The following is a 17,526-nucleotide window of genomic DNA, read 5'->3' as shown; positions in this document are numbered from 1 at the left end:
TCCGGTCGTGGCCGGAACTTTTCTAATATGAAGAATTATCCGCATATCGTCACGCCGCCGCCAGGGCCTAAGGCGAAGGCGCTCATCGCGCGCGATTCGCGCGTCGCATCGACGTCGCTCATCAAGGAGTATCCGCTCGCCATCGAGCGCGGCGCGGGTGCGATGATCGAGGACGTCGACGGCAACCGCTATCTCGACTTCATGGCGGGCATCGCCGTGTCGGCGACGGGCTACGCACACCCCAAAGTCGTCGCCGCCATCGAAGAGACCGCGCGCAAGTTCATGCACATCTGCGCGACGGATTTTTACTATCCGCAGTACACCGAATTGGCCGAGCGCCTCGCCGCGCTCGCGCCCGGCAAAGAGCCAAAGCGCGTCTTCTTGACCAATTCCGGCACGGAAGCGGTCGAGGGCGCGATCAAGCTCGCGCGCCAGCGCACCGGTCGCTACAACGTCATCGCCTTCGAAGGCGCGTTTCACGGTCGCTCCATGGGCGCGTTGTCGCTGAACGCGAGCAAGCTGAGGCACCGGCACCATTTCGGCCCGTTCATGCCGGGCGTGTACCATCTGCCCTACGCGAATCCGTACCGCTGCTCGATCGGACTCCCCACGACGCAGTGCGATGAAGCGTGCGAGTGTTGGTCGCGCCTCGCCGATAGTCTGTTCCATCATCGGCTGGCGCCGGACGAGGTCGCGGCGGTCATCGTCGAGCCGATCCTCGGCGAAGGCGGCTACGTCATGCCGCCGCGCGATTTTCTGCACTACTGGCGCAATTTCTGCGACCAGCACGGCGCGCTGCTGATCTTCGACGAAGTGCAGTCGGGCGTCGGACGCACCGGGTCCATGTGGGCTGCGGATCTGTTCGAAGTCGTCCCCGACGTCATCTTGGCGGCCAAGGGGCTTGGTTCGGGCATGCCGATCGGCGCGATCGTCGCGAAGGAATCCGCGATGACCTGGGAGCGCGGCAGCCACGGCAGCACGTTCGGCGGTAACCCCGTGTCCTGTGCCGCGGCGCTGGCCACGTTGGACCTCGTGGAGCAGGGCCTCATGGCGAACGCATCGCGCATGGGCGCTTTGCTGCTCGCAGGTCTGCGCAAGCTTCAGGCCGCGCACGAATTCATCGGAGACGTGCGCGGCGCCGGACTCATGATCGGCGTCGAGTTCGTCCGCGATCGAACGACCAAAGAGCACTATCATGGCATCGTTCCCCAAATCGAAGAAGCGGCGTTCAAGCGCGGGCTGCTGCTGCTCGGCTGCGGGCAAAGCACGATCCGCATCGCGCCGCCGCTCCTGATCGACGAAGAAGACGTCAACACGGGGCTGCGCATCTTCGAGGAGGCGCTGACGAGCCTGCGCGTTCCCGCTTGAACAAAGTCATGACGATGCGCGAGGCGATCTCGCGCTTCGTGCATGACGGCGACCTCGTCGTGATCGAGGGCTTCACGCACCTCATCTGTTTCGCAGCGGCGCACGAGATCATCCGCCAAAAGCGCCGCGATCTGACGCTCTGCCGGCTCACACCCGACCTCATCTACGATCAGCTCATCGCCGCCGGCTGCGCGCGCAAGCTTATTTTTTCTTGGGCCGGCAACCCGGGCCTCGGTTCGCTGCATGCGCTGCGCAGAGCGGTCGAACGGGCCGAGCCCGCACCGCTCGAGCTCGAAGAGTATTCGCATTTCGGACTCGTCGCGCGCATGTCGGCCGGCGCTGCCAACCTTCCATTCTGGCCGCTGCGCAATTATCGCGGCAGCGATCTGCCGGCCGTCAACCCGCAGATCCGAACGGTCGAGTGCCCCTACACCGGCGAAGCCCTGGCCACCGTGCCGGCGCTCAACCCGGACGTGACCATCGTCCACGCGCAGCGCGCTGATGCGTCGGGCGACACGCAGATCTGGGGACTGTACGGGGTGCAGAAGGAGGCCGCGTTCGCCGCCAAGCGCGTGATCGTCGTGGTGGAGGAGATCGTCGAAGAGAGCGTGATCCGCGCCGACCCGAACCGCACGGTGTTCCCAGGCTTTATCGTGGACGCCGTCGTGCACGAGCCGTGGGGCGCGCATCCTTCGTACGCGCAAGGCTATTACGATCGAGACAACGAGTACTACGTCGCATGGGACGAGCAGTCGCGCGAAACTGAGCGGCTCGAACGCTGGTTCAAAGAATGGGTGTATGGGGTCGCGGATCGTGCCGAGTACGTCAAGCGATTGGGGAGCGAAACCGTGGCACGCCTGAGCGCAAAGCCGCGTATCTCCGCCGGAGTCAACTACGGTTACTAGTGGAGCGGGATCTTTAGATCCCGCTGCTTACACCAACGCCGAACTGATGGCGGTGCGGGCCGCGCGCGAACTGCACGACGGCGACGTCGTCTTCGTCGGCATCGGGCTGCCGAATCTGGCGTGCAACTTGGCGCGCGCCACGCACGCCCCCAATCTGGTCCTGATCTACGAATCGGGTGCGGTGGGCGCAAAGCCCGAGCGCCTGCCGGTCTCCATCGGCGATCCGGCGCTCGTCACCGATTCGCTGGGCGTCGCCTCTATGTCCGAAGTGTTCCAGTGGTACTTGCAGGGCGGGCGCATCCAAGTCGGGTTTCTCGGCGGCGCCCAGATCGATCGCTTCGGCAACATCAACTCGACCGTCATCGGGCCGTACGCGCATCCAAAGGTGAGATTGCCCGGCAGCGGCGGCGCCTGCGAGATCGCGATCCACGCCAAGCGCGTCATCGTGGTCGCGCCGCTGTCGGCACGCACCTTCCCCAAAGACGTGGATTTTCTGACCTCGCCCGGTCAAGTCAACAAATATGGCACGCGGCGTTCGCTCGACTTGCCGGGCGGCGGGCCCGTGCGCATCGTGACCGACGTCGGCATTCTTGCGCCTTCGCTCGAGGATGGAGAGCTCGAATTGGTGGCGATCTACCCGGGCGTGAAGGCCGAGGACGTCAAACAGAAAGTCGGCTGGCCGTTGCGGGTGAGGCGCGATCTGGTTACCGTGGAGCCGCCCAGCGCCGAGGAACTGCACCTGTTGCGCGACGTATTGGACCCGGACCACCTGTATCTCTAACCCATGTATCGCCTCATTTGTAGTGCCGGGGCTTTAGCCCCGGATCTCTAGGGCGCCGAAAGGATCCTCAAGTGACCCGTACTTATCGTCTCGCCGCGACCACGTTGGCGGCCATTTTTTCGCTTAGCTCCATCCCCGCGCCGCTGTTCGCGGACGCGCCGCCGCCTGCCGGGGCGCCGCTGCCGGCGAACACCGGCATCAGCTGGAAACTCAGCCCCGACGACATCAAGACGAGTTGCGCGGCCGCACTCAAGACCGCCGGCGACAAGATCAAGACGATCGACGCGCAGGCCGCCGGCCAGAGCACCTTGGCAAGCGGCGTGGCCGCGGTCGAGGTGGTCGCCGCCGATCTTAACGACACGCTCATCGCGCAAAGCTTCCTGAGCCAAACGGCGGCCGACAAAGCCGTGCGCGACGCGTCGAACGCATGCAACCAGCAGGCCGCCAATTTCGGCGTCGAGCTCGGAGCGGATCCGAAGATCTATGCGATGGCAGAGAAGCAACACGTGAATGCGGCCCTGACGAGCGAGGCCGACCGCAAACTGGTCGAACTGTATGTCGACGCCGGCCGCCGCTCGGGCGCGGGACTTGACGACGCGACGCGAGCCCAAGTCACCAAGCTCTTCGATCACCTGAACGATCTCCAGCGGGATTTCGGCGTCGCGCTGGCTGAGGACAAGACCACGATCGCCATCTCCAAGGCCGAGGCGGCTTCGCTGCCCCACTCGTTCTTGGCGACCCTAACGGCGAGCGGCTCCGGCTACCTCGTTCCGGTGAACGAAGGCTCCATCGACCAATTCCTTCCCAACGAGACTTCGGGGGCGGCGCGTCAGCGTTACTATCGCGCGTACTACATGCGCGGCGGCCAAAAGAACGTGCAGCGCCTCGAAGAGGCGATCGCCGTGCGCGATCAGCTCGCCCACCTGCTCGGCTTTCCCACGTGGGCTGCATACGGGCTCGATGCCAAGATGGCGAAGACGCCCGAGCGCGTCACGGCGTTCTTGAGCAACATCGACGCCAAGCTGCTGACGAAGGCCAAATCGGAGATCGCGGTGCTCGCCGCGCTCAAGCGCTCACGTGGCGATCGAAGCCCGTTCCGGCCGTGGGATTACAGCTACTACGAGCGCAAACTCGTGAAATCCAAGTACGCGGTGGACGATGCCGAGGTGCGCCAGTATTTCCCGGTCGAGAAAGTGATAGCGGCCGTGCTCGGCATCTACCAGAAGATGTTGAGCGTGAGGTTCCAGGAGATCACGCCGCCCGACGCGTGGGCTCCGGAGGTCAAAGAGTTCTCGATCGTTGATGCGGCATCGGGAACGCCGATCGGCTGGTTCTATCTCGACCTGTATCCGCGCCCCGGCAAGTACGGGCACTTCGCCAATTTCGGGTTGCGCCCAGGACGCGTGCTGCCCGACGGATCGTATCAGAGGCCGGTATCCTCCATCGTCGGCAATTGGCCGCTGCCCGAAGCGGGCAAACCCGCGCTGCTCAGCCACGATGAGGTGGTGACGTTCTTCCACGAGTTCGGCCACTGCATGCACGGCACGCTGTCCAAGGCGAAATACGAAACGCTGTACGGCACGAACGTGCGCACCGATTTCGTGGAAGCGCCCTCGCAAATGCTCGAGAATTGGATGTGGCAGCCCTCGATCCTCAAAGAAGTATCGAGCAACGTGAAGACGGGCGCCCCGCTCCCCGACGCGCTCATCGCGAAGATGATCGCGCTCAAGCACGTGGACGACGGCGTGCAATGGACCACGCAAGACTTCTACGCGACGTTCGACATGACGATCCACAGCGCGGGCGCGCACGTCGACACGACCAAGACGTGGTTCGATCTGCGGAGCAAGCTCACCGCGTTCAGCGCCATTCCCGGCACCTATCCGCAGGCGAGCTTCGGTCACCTCATGGGCGGCTACGACGCCGGTTATTATAGCTACATGTGGTCGAAGGTATTCGCGCAGGACATGTTCACGAAGTTCCAGGCCGGCGGGCTGGAGAGCCCGGTCGTCGGCATGCAATATCGCACGGATATCTTGGAGCCTGGGGCCACCGAAGAGCCGGATCAACTGATGCAGAAATTCTTGGGCCGCCCGGTCAGCTTCGATGCGTTCTACAAAGATATCGGCATCACGAAATAACATGCAGCGTTCCGAGCGAAGCTCGGAAAAAATGTAGCGTTCCGAGCGAAGCTCGGATGTAGTGCCGGGGCTTTAGCCCCGGTTCGAGCTCGGAGTGAAGGGCGAACCGATGAAACGCTTCCTGCTTGCGCTCCTGCTAGTCATGATCGCAGTGCCCAGCCGCGCGGACACGATCACACCGAAGGCCGCGCTCGAGCGGCTGTTCGCGAGCGATGCCGTCAAACAAGAATGGTTCGCGCCGGTGTTCCTCGCGCAGGTGAGCGTCGATCAAGTCAAGGCTATCGTGACGCAGCTCGGTGGTCAGCTCGGCAAATACCAGCGCGTGGAGCTGCCCGCCACGAACAGCTTCTCCGTGGTCTTCGAAAAAGGCAGCGTGCCGGCCACCATCCATCTCGACGACCAGGGCCGCATCGACGGGCTGTTCTTCCGGCCGGCGGTGCTCAACGGCGGGCTGACTCCCAAGGCGGCGCTCGAGCGCCTTTTCGTGAGCGACAAGCTGCAGCCGGAATGGTTTGCGGCGTCGGTTCTCGGGCAAGTACCGCTCTCCCAACTCCAGGCGATCGTCGATCAATTCAAGTCGAATCTTGGCGCGTATAAGGCCGTGACGGAAGACGGCGGCGCGTTCTCCGTCGAATTCGAGCGCGGCTCCGTGCCGAGCACGATCGGGCTCGACGCCGACGGGCGTATCGTCCAGTTGTTCTTCAAGCCACCGGTCCTGAAGGGCAGCGGCGTCAAACAGGCCCTCGAGCAGTTCAAGGCGCTCCCCGGCACGGTGAGCGTTCTTGTTTTGCGAGATGGCAGCGACGTGGTCGCGGCCAACCCCGGCGCGGCTCTCGCGGTCGGCTCGGCTTTCAAGCTGGCGGTGCTCAACGCGCTGCGCGCGCAGATCGCGACCGGCAAGCACGCGTGGGGTGAGACCGTGCGCTTGCGCCCCGAGTGGAAAAGCCTGCCCTCGGGCATCTTACAGACCTGGCCAGTCGATGCGCAGCTGACGATCTATTCGCTGGCCGCGCTCATGATCTCTCAGAGCGACAACACCGCTGCCGACACGCTCGCGCATCTTGTGGGGCGCGCGGCGGTCGAGGCGTACGGCGAAACGCGCAATCGTCCGTATCTCACAACCCGCGAGGCGTTCATCTTGAAGGCGCCGGCCAATGCGGATCTGTTGGTACGCTACCGTAAGGGCGACGTGGCGGAACGGCGCGCGGCGGTGGCTGCGACGCTCAAGCGTCCCCTGCCCTCCGTGGCGATATTCACCGGCATGCCGCTCGCGACCGACGTCGAGTGGTTCTTCACGACGCATGAATTATGCGCGCTGATGAAAGGCGTCGCTGATCTGCCGCTGATGGGCATCAACCCAGGCGTCGCCAATCGGGCGCAATGGAAGCGCATCGCATTCAAAGGCGGCTCGGAGCCCGGCGTGCTCAATCTGACGACGATGGTGACCGCCGCGAACGGCGCGAGCTATTGCGTGTCGGCGACGTGGAACGATCGCAAGTCGCTGGACGAGCAGAAGTTCGAGATCGTCTACGGCGAGCTGCTGGCCTCGCTGAAATAACCCTAGACCGTACCCACGGACCTTTAGGTCCGTGCTGTTATGGGACCGCGGGTGGTCCGGAGGGCGGTGGAGGCGGATAACCGCCCGGCGGATACCCGCTCGGCGGATAGCCTCCGACCGGCACCGGCACGTAGCCGCTCGGCGGCGGCGGACCAGTGAGCCCCGCACGCACGCGCATGAGGCCGAGAAGCGCTGCACCCGATGCAAGCGCGCCGATTGCGATGAAGATGAGGACGCCGAACCAATGCGGCGTCACGCCGCACACCACCACCATGATGAGCAAGCCGAGCGCCACCGCGGCAAGCGGATTCGGTTCGACGACTTTTGCGACTTCGAGCAGGCGCCGGCCCACGAATGCCCCGATCGTGGCTTTGCCGATGAGGTAGGCGAGCAGGAAGGCGACGGCCACGACGGGCACGAGCGGAATGCCGATGACGGTCACGACCATCACGAGCATGACGAGCGCCAGCAGGATCGGCGCGAAGAAGCCCAAGAGCACCGAAACGAGCGGCTGCGCGGTCATGTGATCGAGCGTGATCCGCGCGCGTATCGGGAACAGCAGGAACGCCAGGAATGCGAGTATGGCGTCAGCGATCACGAAGTTGATCCAATGCAGGCCGGCGCTGAAATCGTTCGCCACATAGCTGCCGCCGTTGTCGGACCCCGACATGTTCGGCGTTTCCGTCGGCTCGCCGGTTCCCATAGGCGTGGGAACCACGTGGGGTTTGCGAGTCTTGGAATCATTGATGCGGGAGCCGCCGAAGACGACGCCGTCCCCGTCCACTTGGCCCTCCGGGTAGACATGCAGATCGCCGCCGAAGACGACCGCATCGCCGTGGACGTGGCCATGCACGGCCACGTCGCCGCCGAACACGACCACGTCGGCGACGTCCTCGCCCTCGCCGATGACGACACTGCTGCCGAATTGGACGACGTCGCTGTAGCCGCCGTGACTTCTCGCAAAGACGGGCGTCGCCAGCACCATTATCGCTGCGATGGCCTGCAGCAAGAACCACCATCTCGCCGATGCCTGAGCGGGGGCCGTCGTGTCTTGAATCCTCATCGTACTCGTGCTCCTAGTCCCCAGCTTGGCATATTCAACAGATAGATGCGAGCGACGGCGACGGCCAGCGCAAGCAGCGCTATTTCCAGCGTCGCGCCGGACAGCGCGTACGCGGTGAGATGGAAGTGTTGGACGACGTGGTAGAGCGTCTCGGCGGCGACGCCGAGCTTGCCCGAGAAAACCGAGAGGCCGGCAGTGACGCGCTGCCAGTCGATGATGCGCAGCGCGGTGAGTGCGAACAGCACCGCCCATGCGGCCGGAACGTACAAGAAGAGCAGCCACAGCGGCGCGCGCCGCGCGACCGGCGCCGGCATGACGGCGATGTGCGCCATCACCGCGTGCGTGAAGTCGGCGCGCGGCTCGATGCCGCGCACGCGCGCCAGCCGCAGCTCAACGGCGCGCAGCCGCTCCGCCTGTGCGCGGCAGTCCGCGCACGAAGTCAGATGCTGCGCGAGCGCTTCGGCTTCACGCGGTGCACAATCGTTGTCGAGGTACGCCGGGAGGCGCGCCTCACAGGCAGAGCACTTCATGTCCGCCTACCTCCGGAGTTTGATGCGTCGCGATCGCTTCAAAATCGCGCGTGCGGCCGAGCGTGCGCGCCAGCGCCGCCTTGCCGCGATGGATCAGGGTCTTGACGTTGCCGAGCGACACCCCCATGGCGTCGGCGATCTCTTGATATTCCATATGCTTGTAGTAGCGGAACGCGAGCGCCGTGCGCATCCGCTCGGGCACAGCCGCAAGCGCCTCGCGCACGGTTTTCTGTTCGTCCTCAGCGAGGATCATGGCTTCGGGAGCGGCCTCACGCCGCGTATCCGGGAGCCGCTGCTCCAGCGTTTCGTCTTCGTACAATTCCTCGATCTGCGGTCGACGCCGGTCCTTGCCGATATGAGTGCGCGCCGTGTTGCGCGCGATCTGGTAGAGCCATGTCGAGAACTTCGCCAATTGGGGGTTGAAGGTTCGCAAGTGCGCATATGCTCGGATGAAAGTCTCCTGTGCCAGATCGTTGGCGTCTTCGGCTGACCGCACGCAACCGTAGAGGAAGTTCACGATGCCCCGCTTATGCCGCTCGACGAGCGGCTCAAACGCACCAGAGTTCCCTTGGAGGACGAGGCCTACCAGCGCCTCGTCCGGCACCCCAGCGTTGATCGTCGAACCTCCCGTTGATGACTTATACACAAATCCTCGCGAAAAAGTTTCGGGACGGCCCCGGCGAAAGCCCGCGCCAATGAAGCAGTCCCAAGGCCCATCAAAGCTTGATCCCAAGCCGGTTTCCGAGTCCTCCACCACCCTGGCCAACCTCATGGAGCCGGCCGACGCCAACCCTATGGGAAACGTGCATGGCGGGGTGCTCATGAAGCTGGTCGACCAGGCGGCAGCCGCGGCAGCGATTCGCCATGCCGGTCACATCTGCGTCACCGTGAGCGTGGACAGGCTCGATTTTTTCAATCCGGTGCACGTCGGCGATATGGTGACGTTCAAGTCTTCGATCAACTACACGCATCGCACGTCCATGGAAGTAGGCGTTCGAGTCGAAGCCGAGACGCTGGCTACCCGTGAGACACGTCACGTCGCAACCGCGATTCTCATCTTCGTGGCGCTAGACGAGCAATGCCGGCCGACGCCGGTACCGCCCATCCTGCCCGAGACTTCAGCTGAGAAACTGCGCCATCGCCAAGCCGCGTTGCGCTATCGCCACCGTAAGGAACTGCGCGAGCAGGAGCGAGCGCTGCACGAACAATGAAGTGGTATGCCCGCTACGGGCTGCTGACGCTGGGCATCGCCGGTCTTTCGATGGCCGGCATTTTTTACGCCTTCGCGTCGGCACCGGTCGTCGTGATCGTGGCCTATCGCATGCTGATGGCGACGCTGCTGGTCGTGCCGCTGGCGTTTGCCGTGCGCGCGAGCGGCGGCGCGCAAACGCGCTCGCGTTTCGAACGCGCCGACGTCGTCGCCTCGATGGGTTCCGGGCTGCTCTTCGCGATCGATCTCACCGTGTGGGCCATGAGCCTCAAATTTACCAGCGTCGCCAGTGCTGCGCTCTTCGTCAGCATGCATCCGATCTTCGTCGCGCTGCTGGCATGGGCGTTCTTGCGCGAGCGGCCGACGCCGCTGATGCTCGCCGGCATCGCGCTTGGCATCCTCGGGATCGTGATCGTGGGCGCGCAGGATCTGCGCGTGTCAGGCCGCGCGCTGTTCGGCGACGGGCTGGCCCTGCTCGCGGCGCTGGCCGAAACGGGTTACCTCTTGTTCGGACGCCACGTGCGTCAACGCATCGACGCGCCGCGTTACGCGTCGGTGGTCTATGCGACGTGCGCCGTGGCGGTGCTGATCGCGGCGCTCGCCGGCGGCAATTCTCTGGTCATCTCGGCGCACGATCTCGTGTGGTGCTTTGCCTTGGCGCTCATCGCCACGGTGCTCGGCCACACCCTCGTCTCGCAATCGCTGGGCTACATGCCCGCAGCGGTCGTCGCGGTATCGTTCTTGGCGCAGCCGCTGCTGGCATCGCTCTTCGCGCTCGCGTTCCTGCACCAAGCGCTCGTGGCGACGACGGTGCTCGGCGGGCTGGTCGCGCTCGCCGGCATCGGCATCGTCGCCTACGCTAACGAAAGGTCCGGCGCTAATCCAACAGGTAAGCCTACGGCATGGCAAAGCGAGCCCTGATCACCGGCATAACCGGCCAGGACGGATCGTACTTGGCCGAACTGCTGCTCGAAAAGGGCTACACCGTTTTCGGCATGACGCGCCGCTCGAGCACGAACTCGTTCGATCGCATCGCGCATATCATCGACAAGATCACCCTGCTCTCCGGCGATCTGCTCGACGAGCACTCGCTGGCCAGCGCGCTGCGCGAAGCCAAGCCGGATGAGGTCTACAACCTGGCGGCTCAGAGTTTCGTGCCGACGTCCTGGGCGCAGCCGGTGCTCACCGCGGAGTTCACCGCCGTCGGCGTCACGCGCATGCTCGAAGCGATGCGCGCGGTGAAACCGGACGCGCGCTTCTATCAAGCGTCAAGCAGCGAGATGTTCGGCAAAGTGACAGAGACGCCGCAGAACGAGCACACGCCGTTCTACCCGCGCAGTCCATACGGCGTGGCGAAGGTCTACGGCCATTGGATCACGGTGAACTACCGCGAGTCGTATGATCTTTATGCTTGCTCGGGAATAGCGTTCAACCACGAGGGGCCGCGTCGGGGGCTCGAGTTCGTATCGCGCAAAGTCTCCGACGGCGTGGCGCGCATCAAGCTTGGGCTTGCCAAAGAACTGCGCATGGGCAACCTCGAAGCGCGCCGCGACTGGGGTCACGCGAAAGACTACGTGCGGGCGATGTGGCTCATGCTGCAACAGGAAAAGCCCGACGACTTCGTAATCGCAAGCGGCCGAACGCGTTCCGTGCAGGAGCTGCTCGAGTCGGCGTTCGCGCACGCCGGATTGGATTGGCGGAAATTCGTCGTGACGGACAAGCAGTTTCTTCGGCCCGCCGAGGTGGACGTGCTCGTCGGCGACGCCGGCAAGGCGAAACGCCAGCTCGGCTGGGAGCCGCAGATCTCGTTCGACAGCATGATCGCCGAAATGGTCGACGCCGACATCGCCGCGGTGACCAAGCAAAGCCGCTAATGCGCGCTCTGGTCACCGGCGCAGACGGGTTCGCCGGTCAATGGCTCGTGAAAGCATTGCTTCGAGACGGCGACGAAGTGGCCGGCTTAAGCCGCGCGGTGACGCCGTCGCTGACCACGCTCGATCAAAAAAGCGCCGCGGCCGTGCAGTGGCTCGCGGCTGACATCCGCGATGGCGTGGCGCTCGGCCAGGCGCTTCGCACGGTGCGGCCCGACGTCATCTACCACCTCGCCGGCCAGGCTTCCGTGAGGGCGAGCTTTGAGGATCCGATCGACACGCTGACCACGAACGCGCTCGGAACGGCCGCGCTGCTCGAAGCCGCGAGGACGGAGACGCCCGGCGCGACGCTGCTGGCGGTCGGTTCCGCGGAGGCGTATGGCGCGGTCGATCCCGCGAAGCTGCCGCTGCGCGAGGACGCGCCGCTCGTGCCGAACAACCCGTACGCGGCAAGCAAAGCCGCCGCCGAGATGATGGCGCTGCAATATGCCCGAGCAGGCTGGCTGAACGTCGTGGCGACGCGCTCGTTCAATCACACCGGACCCGGCCAAAGCACGGCGTTTGCGGTGGCGGCGTTTGCCAAACAATTCGCCGACATGCGCAAGGGTAAGTCGCCTGCGGTTCTCGCCGTCGGAAACCTGACGCCGCGACGGGATTTCCTCGACGTGCGCGACGTGGTCGCAGCCTACCGGCTGCTCGCGCGAAAAGGGACGTCCGGTAAGGCCTACAACGTGAGCAGCGGGCACGCGATCAGCATGCGCGAGGTGGTCGACGACTTGTCGCACCTGTCCGGAGCAGCGGTCGAGATCCGAGAAGATCCGGCGCTCGTGCGCGCGGTCGATACGCCCATGATCGTCGGCGACGCCGGCGCACTTCGCAGCGACACCGGCTGGCAGGCGACGATTCCGTGGCTGCGCACCTTGCAAGATCTCTACGAGTGGTTCTTGGGTCAAGCATGACGGATTGGCGCGATGTGGTCTTCAAAAATCGCGGCGCGTTGCTCGTTTCCGTCGCGCTCGCCCTCTTGGTCTTCGGCCGGCCGAGCGGCGTGAGCGCGCTGGTGGGGATTTGCGTCGCGCTCATGGGCGAAGCGCTGCGCATCTGGGCCGTCGGTTATTCCGGCGTCACCACTCGCGCAGAAGTGGTCACCGCGCCCGCGCTCGTCACCGCCGGCCCCTACGCGATCGTGCGCAACCCGCTGTATCTCGGCAACGCGATCATCGCGCTCGGGTTCTGGTTCGCTTTCGCCGGCGCGCTGCCGTGGCGGCTGGCCGCGCTGCTGCTGATCTTCGTGCTCGCGGCGGTCGGCGGCGTCTACGGCGTCATCATCCCGCATGAAGAACGCTACCTGGCGAAGACTTTTCCGCAGTACAGCGCATACATGGTCACGGTGCCGCGCATTTTTCCGCGCGGCGCAGGCCTGCCGCGCAGCGGGCAGACGGGAAAGTGGAGCAGCGCGGTGATAGCGCGGGCCGAAGTGATCACCTTGGTCTTTTTCGCATTGATGGCGACGGCGGTGCTGCTCAAGCTCGGACCGCTGCGGGCGTGGACAATCGGTCCGTAAATTTCCCGTACCGCGGGACAAGTGATATCGTTTCCTCGAACACCCGTTGGCTTGTGGGGCCAGAGAGCCCGATGCTATTCTCGTGGAGCGGATTCTAGTCGTCGGCGTTCGGCCGATGAGGCCGGGTCTGCGGAGACTCCCCTCCAGAGCAGGCTTTGGGGGGTCCGGCCTCGCGGCACCAAGCGGTCACAAACGAAGTAGCGCCGCAGACTCTTGTCCGCAATGATGGGCCGCCCGAAGGGGCGGCCTTTTTTTTTATAAAGGCCGGCCGTCTGACGCGACGTATATCCGCCAAATGAAAATACTCGTGGTCGGCGCCGGTCAAATGGGCGCCGGCATCGCGCATGTCTGCGCCGCCGCCGGCCACGACGTCGCACTCAACGACGTCGACGCCGCAGCGATCGAGCGCGGCAGATCCGGCATCGAAAAGAATTTGGCGCGCGCGGTCGACAAGGGGAAGACCTCGCGCGCGGACGCGGACGCGGCGTTGTCGCGCATCATCCCACACGCGGATCTGCGCACGCCGATCGACGTCGCCATCGCGATCGAAGCGGCCAGCGAGGACGAGTCTCTCAAAAAAGCGCTGTTCGCAACGCTGGACGGCGTGACTGCGCCGGAGACGGTTCTGGCCAGCAACACCTCATCGATCTCCATCACGAAGCTAGGGGCGGCCACCAAGCGCGCGCCGAACGTCATCGGGATGCACTTCATGAATCCGGTACCCGTCATGAAGCTGGTCGAGATCATTCGCGGCTTCGCCACCTCGGACGCCACCTTCGCATTCACCAAAAAACTCGCCGAGGGACTCGGCAAGACGCCCGTGGAGGTCAACGACTACCCCGGCTTTGTCAGCAACCGCGTGCTCATGCCCATGATCAACGAGGCCATTTTCGCGCGCATGGAGGGCGTCGCGAGCGCCGAGGACATCGACACCGTCATGAAGCTCGGCATGAATCATCCGATGGGACCGCTCGAACTCGCAGACTTCATCGGTCTGGACACGTGCTTGGCTATCATGCAAGTCCTGTACGAAGGCTTTTCCGACGCGAAGTATCGCCCATGTCCGCTGTTGAAGAAGATGGTCGCCGCGGGCTATCTGGGCAAGAAGTCCGGTCGCGGCTTCTATCATTATTAATGGATTTTGAACTAACCGAAGAACAGCGCGCCGTCCGCAAAACCGTGGCGGCCTTTGCGGCTCGCGAGATCGCGCCGCACGTCGCGCAATGGGACCGCGAGCAGACCTTCCCGATCGGCCTCATGCGCAAGCTCGGCGACATCGGCGTGATGGCGATGTCGGTGTCCGATGCGTACGGCGGCGCGGCCATGGACTCGGTCAGCGTGGCGATCGCCATCGAAGAGCTAAGCCGAGCCGATGCCGGCCTCGGCGTCACCGTGTCGGTGCACGCCGGGCTCGTCACCCGGATCATCGAGCAGTTCGCATCCGATGAGCTCAAGCGCCGCTATCTTCCGAAGATGTGCACCGGCGAATGGCTGGGGGCGTTTGCGCTCACCGAAGCCGAGGCGGGCTCGGACGCGTCCGGGATCAACACGCGTGCCCCGCGGCGCGGCGACACCTATTTTCTCACCGGCACCAAACAGTGGTGCACGAACGGCAGTCACGCCAAGGCATTCGTGGTTTTCGCGCGCACCGGCGGTGTAGGCCCGAAGGGCATCTCCGCGTTCTTGGTGGATCGCGACACAGCCGGGTTTTCGGTCGGCCGACCCACCGACAAGCTGGGCATTCGGACCTCCGACACAGTCGATCTCGTCTTTGAAGAAACGCCCGTGCCCGCGTCTCAACTGCTCGCGGGCGAGGGTGAGGGCTACAAGGTCGCGCTGGCAAATCTCGCGGTCGGGCGCATCGGCATCGCTGCACAAGCCGTCGGCATCCTGGCAGCGTGCCTCGACACCTCCGTGCGCTACGCGCTCGATCGCCACCAGTTCGGGCGACCGATCGGCGCGTTTCAAGCCGTCTCATTCAAAGTCGCAGATATGGCCGTCGACCTCGATGCGGCGCGGCTGTTGCTTTATCGCGCGGCATCGCTCAAGGACAAGGGGCGGCGCGTGGTCGAGGCGTCCTCGAAGGCGAAGCTGTTCGCTTCAACGGCGGCGCGCCGGCATGCCGCCGAGTGCGTGCAGATCCTGGGCGGCTACGGGTACACGACGGAATTCCCGGCCGAGCGCTACTACCGCGATGCCAAGATCACCGAGATCTACGAAGGCACGTCCGAAATCCAACGCATCGTCATCGCGCGCGAGCTGCTCGGGCGGCTCGACGAGCGCACGTCTACCGACCGGCCGCGTCGCGCCAGCAACGGCGCGCCGGCGCAAGAGCGAGAGAAAAACAAGACCTGATGCGACTGCTCGAATATCAAGGCAAAGAACTTTTTGCGGCGGCCGGCATTCCCGTGCCCAAGGGTAAGGTCGCGAGCAGCGTCGAGGAGGCTGTCGCCATCATGCGCGACAATCCCGCGCCCTCCGTGGTCAAGGCGCAAGTGCTCATCGGCGGAAGAGGCAAGGCGGGCGGCATCAAGTTCTGCAGCAACGCTGAGGACGTAGTCGAGCCCGCCAAAGCCATCCTCGGCATGGACATCAAGGGCGAGATCGCGAAGCGCATCTGGATCGAGCAGCGCGTGGACATCGCGCGCGAGCTGTATCTCTCGATCACCGTCGATCGGCAGAGCAAGCGCCCGATCGTCATCGCGTCGGCGATGGGCGGCATGGACATCGAAGAAGTGGCGGCCACCGATTCGTCGGCGATCGCCAAGTACCGCATCGATCCGGCCATGGGCTACTGGCCGTTCGTCGGCCGCCGGGTCGCCTTTGAAGCGGGCATTCCGAAGGAGGTCATGGGCGAATTCGTGGCCATCCTCGGCAAGCTCTACGCGCTGTTCTTCGACGTCGGGGCCATGCTGGTCGAGATCAACCCGCTCGCGGTCACGCGCGACGGGCACCTCATCGCCTCGGACGCGAAGGTCGACATCGACGATAACGGGCTCTTCCGCCACAAAGAACTCGAAGCGTGGAAAACGGATCTGCCCAGCGATCCGCTTGAAGAGCGGGCGCGCAAAGCCGGCCTCGCGTACGTGCATCTGGACGGCAACGTCGGCATCATCGGCAACGGCGCCGGTCTCGTGATGGGGACGCTCGATGCCGTCAAAGCCGCGGGCGGCGAGCCGGCTAATTTTCTGGACGTGGGCGGCGGCGCCAAAGCGGATATCGTGCGCGAGGCGGTCGGCATCGTCACCGCCGACCCGAAGGTCAAATCGCTCTTCATCAACATCTTCGGCGGCATCACGCGCGGCGATGAAGTCGCAAAGGGCCTCGTGGAAGCGCTTGGCGGAGGCTCCTGGAGCAAGGACAAACTCGTCATCCGTCTCACCGGCACTAATGAGAAGGAAGGCCGCGCCGTGCTCGAGGCCAACGCCATCCGGTCGGTTGAGACGATGAATGAAGGAGCGCGCCAAGCCGTCGCCCTCGCTAAATGATATAGAAAATGTAGTGCCGGGGCTTTAGCCCCGGATCCCGGAGGAAATGTTTTGTCGATCTACCTCAACAAAGACAGCATCGTCATCGTGCAGGGGATCACCGGGCGCGAGGGATTGTATCACGCGAACCGGATGCGCGCGTACGGCACGAAGCTCGCCGGCGGCGTCACGCCCGGCAAGGGCGGTCAGACCGTCGATCAATTCCCCGTTTTCGATAGCGTAGCTCAGGCGCGCGCCAAGACCGGCGCGAACGCCAGCGTCATCTTCGTTCCGCCGCCGGCGGCGGCGGACGCGATCTTGGAAGCGGCCGATGCCGGCATAGCATTGATCATCTGCATCACCGAAGGCATCCCGGTGCACGATATGCTCAAGGTCATGGCCGTCATACCGAAAGGCGTGCGCGTCATCGGCCCCAACTGCCCGGGCGTCGTCACTCCCGGCGAGTCGCTTGCCGGCATCATGCCGGGCCACGTGTTTTCGCAAGGCCGGGTGGGTCTGATCTCGCGCAGCGGCACGCTCACCTATGAGATCGTCGATCAGCTGACGCGCGCGGGCATCGGGCAAAGCACGTGCGTGGGCATCGGCGGCGATCCGATCATCGGCACCGTCTTCGTGGATTGTCTGGCCGATTTCCAGTCCGACCCCGCGACCGAAGCCGTGGTGCTGGTCGGTGAGATCGGCGGCACGGATGAAGAAGACGCGGCGGCGATGATCCAGCGGCGCGAATTCACCAAATCGCTCATCGCGTTCATCGGCGGCCGTTCGGCGCCCGAAGGAAAGCGCATGGGTCACGCCGGCGCCATCGTGAGCGGCAGCGGCGGCACGGCTAAAGCGAAAATCGAGGCGTTCCGGAAGGTGGGCGTCCCCGTAGCGGACAGCCCGGCCGACATTCCCGGACTTGTGGATGTAGCGTTCCGAGCGCACGCGCGGGCCTGAAAATCTGCTGAACGCTGGGACGGCGCAGCCCGGGCCCGGCAAGGTTAAGGCAGCATGAATCGCGTAACCCTGGGACATGCAAGCTTGTCGCCCCGGCGGCAAGCTGGCTTG

The 17,526-nt window shown here is 64.5% G+C and carries 17 protein-coding genes; 14 read left to right on the top strand and 3 right to left on the bottom strand.

Annotated elements, in window-relative coordinates; all coding sequences use genetic code 11:
- Positions 1-27: 27 nt before the first annotated feature.
- The 5 genes from VN934_10895 (at position 28) to VN934_10875 (ending at position 6,753) form a co-directional block, all read left to right on the top strand.
- On the top strand, positions 28-1,368 hold the full coding sequence (locus VN934_10895; protein HXM19298.1) for an acetyl ornithine aminotransferase family protein: 1,341 nt from the start codon (positions 28-30) through the stop codon (positions 1,366-1,368).
- Positions 1,365-2,273, top strand: a complete 909-nt coding sequence (locus tag VN934_10890; protein ID HXM19297.1) for a CoA-transferase — start codon at positions 1,365-1,367, stop codon at positions 2,271-2,273. Before VN934_10895 ends, VN934_10890 begins: the two co-directional genes overlap by 4 nt.
- 52 nt (positions 2,274-2,325) lie before the next feature.
- Positions 2,326-3,054 carry a CoA-transferase gene (locus tag VN934_10885; protein HXM19296.1) on the top strand — a complete coding sequence of 243 codons (729 nt, stop codon included), beginning with the start codon at positions 2,326-2,328 and terminating at the stop codon, positions 3,052-3,054.
- Between the two features lie 71 nt (positions 3,055-3,125).
- A complete protein-coding gene (locus VN934_10880; protein ID HXM19295.1) occupies positions 3,126-5,195 on the top strand; it encodes a M3 family metallopeptidase in 2,070 nt (689 codons plus the stop codon).
- Positions 5,196-5,304: 109 nt separating this feature from the next.
- Positions 5,305-6,753: a serine hydrolase gene (locus tag VN934_10875; GenBank protein ID HXM19294.1), complete on the top strand. Its 1,449-nt coding sequence runs from the start codon at positions 5,305-5,307 to the stop codon at positions 6,751-6,753.
- Positions 6,754-6,790: 37 nt separating this feature from the next.
- On the opposite strand, the gene VN934_10870 is transcribed toward VN934_10875, so the two are convergent.
- From VN934_10870 to VN934_10860, 3 genes are read right to left on the bottom strand one after another with little or no spacing between them, the layout of a single operon-like run.
- Positions 6,791-7,816, bottom strand: coding sequence for a hypothetical protein (locus VN934_10870; protein HXM19293.1), 1,026 nt, complete (start codon positions 7,814-7,816; stop codon positions 6,791-6,793).
- Complete coding sequence (locus tag VN934_10865; protein HXM19292.1) at positions 7,813-8,346, bottom strand: zf-HC2 domain-containing protein; 534 nt, start codon at positions 8,344-8,346, stop codon at positions 7,813-7,815. The genes VN934_10870 and VN934_10865 overlap by 4 nt, the downstream gene beginning before the upstream one ends.
- On the bottom strand, positions 8,327-8,992 hold the full coding sequence (locus VN934_10860; protein ID HXM19291.1) for a sigma-70 family RNA polymerase sigma factor: 666 nt from the start codon (positions 8,990-8,992) through the stop codon (positions 8,327-8,329). Before VN934_10860 ends, VN934_10865 begins: the two co-directional genes overlap by 20 nt.
- 49 nt (positions 8,993-9,041) lie before the next feature.
- Here VN934_10860 and VN934_10855 point away from each other — a divergent pair, with 49 nt between their 5' ends.
- The 9 genes from VN934_10855 to sucD all read left to right on the top strand — a co-directional run bounded on the left by VN934_10855 (position 9,042) and on the right by sucD (position 17,415).
- Complete coding sequence (locus tag VN934_10855) at positions 9,042-9,557, top strand: acyl-CoA thioesterase (GenBank protein HXM19290.1); 516 nt, start codon at positions 9,042-9,044, stop codon at positions 9,555-9,557.
- Positions 9,554-10,477 (top strand): DMT family transporter, encoded by a 924-nt coding sequence (locus tag VN934_10850; GenBank protein ID HXM19289.1) that lies wholly within the window; start codon positions 9,554-9,556, stop codon positions 10,475-10,477. Before VN934_10855 ends, VN934_10850 begins: the two co-directional genes overlap by 4 nt.
- Complete coding sequence (gene gmd, locus VN934_10845) at positions 10,459-11,430, top strand: GDP-mannose 4,6-dehydratase (GenBank protein HXM19288.1); 972 nt, start codon at positions 10,459-10,461, stop codon at positions 11,428-11,430. The genes VN934_10850 and gmd overlap by 19 nt, the downstream gene beginning before the upstream one ends.
- Positions 11,430-12,386 carry a GDP-mannose 4,6-dehydratase gene (locus VN934_10840; protein HXM19287.1) on the top strand — a complete coding sequence of 319 codons (957 nt, stop codon included), beginning with the start codon at positions 11,430-11,432 and terminating at the stop codon, positions 12,384-12,386. Before gmd ends, VN934_10840 begins: the two co-directional genes overlap by 1 nt.
- On the top strand, positions 12,383-12,991 hold the full coding sequence (locus VN934_10835) for an isoprenylcysteine carboxylmethyltransferase family protein (protein HXM19286.1): 609 nt from the start codon (positions 12,383-12,385) through the stop codon (positions 12,989-12,991). The genes VN934_10840 and VN934_10835 overlap by 4 nt, the downstream gene beginning before the upstream one ends.
- A 295-nt stretch (positions 12,992-13,286) precedes the next feature.
- Complete coding sequence (locus VN934_10830; GenBank protein HXM19285.1) at positions 13,287-14,126, top strand: 3-hydroxybutyryl-CoA dehydrogenase; 840 nt, start codon at positions 13,287-13,289, stop codon at positions 14,124-14,126.
- Entirely contained in the window at positions 14,126-15,346 is a 1,221-nt protein-coding gene (locus VN934_10825; GenBank protein ID HXM19284.1) for an acyl-CoA dehydrogenase family protein, read from the top strand. The genes VN934_10830 and VN934_10825 overlap by 1 nt, the downstream gene beginning before the upstream one ends.
- Positions 15,346-16,479 carry an ADP-forming succinate--CoA ligase subunit beta gene (gene sucC / locus VN934_10820; GenBank protein ID HXM19283.1) on the top strand — a complete coding sequence of 378 codons (1,134 nt, stop codon included), beginning with the start codon at positions 15,346-15,348 and terminating at the stop codon, positions 16,477-16,479. The genes VN934_10825 and sucC overlap by 1 nt, the downstream gene beginning before the upstream one ends.
- A 51-nt stretch (positions 16,480-16,530) precedes the next feature.
- Positions 16,531-17,415: a succinate--CoA ligase subunit alpha gene (gene sucD, locus VN934_10815; protein HXM19282.1), complete on the top strand. Its 885-nt coding sequence runs from the start codon at positions 16,531-16,533 to the stop codon at positions 17,413-17,415.
- The last annotated feature ends 111 nt before the right edge of the window (positions 17,416-17,526 follow it).

Source organism: Candidatus Tumulicola sp. (assembly GCA_035601835.1).
Classification (GTDB): domain Bacteria; phylum Vulcanimicrobiota; class Vulcanimicrobiia; order Eremiobacterales; family Eremiobacteraceae; genus DATNNM01.
This window is presented reverse-complemented; position numbering and strand designations above follow the sequence as displayed.

What these genes read in the sequence shown, in the direction of transcription:
- VN934_10825 (HXM19284.1), top strand. Translation starts at nt 14,126, where the DNA reads ATGGATTTTGAACTAACCGAAGAACAGCGCGCCGTCCGCAAAACCGTG.
- VN934_10865 (HXM19292.1), bottom strand. Translation starts at nt 8,346, where the DNA reads ATGAAGTGCTCTGCCTGTGAGGCGCGCCTCCCGGCGTACCTCGACAAC.
- VN934_10840 (HXM19287.1), top strand. Translation starts at nt 11,430, where the DNA reads ATGCGCGCTCTGGTCACCGGCGCAGACGGGTTCGCCGGTCAATGGCTC.
- VN934_10835 (HXM19286.1), top strand. Translation starts at nt 12,383, where the DNA reads ATGACGGATTGGCGCGATGTGGTCTTCAAAAATCGCGGCGCGTTGCTC.
- VN934_10895 (HXM19298.1), top strand. Translation starts at nt 28, where the DNA reads ATGAAGAATTATCCGCATATCGTCACGCCGCCGCCAGGGCCTAAGGCG.
- VN934_10870 (HXM19293.1), bottom strand. Translation starts at nt 7,816, where the DNA reads ATGAGGATTCAAGACACGACGGCCCCCGCTCAGGCATCGGCGAGATGG.
- VN934_10850 (HXM19289.1), top strand. Translation starts at nt 9,554, where the DNA reads ATGAAGTGGTATGCCCGCTACGGGCTGCTGACGCTGGGCATCGCCGGT.
- VN934_10875 (HXM19294.1), top strand. Translation starts at nt 5,305, where the DNA reads ATGAAACGCTTCCTGCTTGCGCTCCTGCTAGTCATGATCGCAGTGCCC.
- VN934_10830 (HXM19285.1), top strand. Translation starts at nt 13,287, where the DNA reads ATGAAAATACTCGTGGTCGGCGCCGGTCAAATGGGCGCCGGCATCGCG.
- gmd (HXM19288.1), top strand. Translation starts at nt 10,459, where the DNA reads ATGGCAAAGCGAGCCCTGATCACCGGCATAACCGGCCAGGACGGATCG.
- VN934_10855 (HXM19290.1), top strand. Translation starts at nt 9,042, where the DNA reads ATGAAGCAGTCCCAAGGCCCATCAAAGCTTGATCCCAAGCCGGTTTCC.
- sucC (HXM19283.1), top strand. Translation starts at nt 15,346, where the DNA reads ATGCGACTGCTCGAATATCAAGGCAAAGAACTTTTTGCGGCGGCCGGC.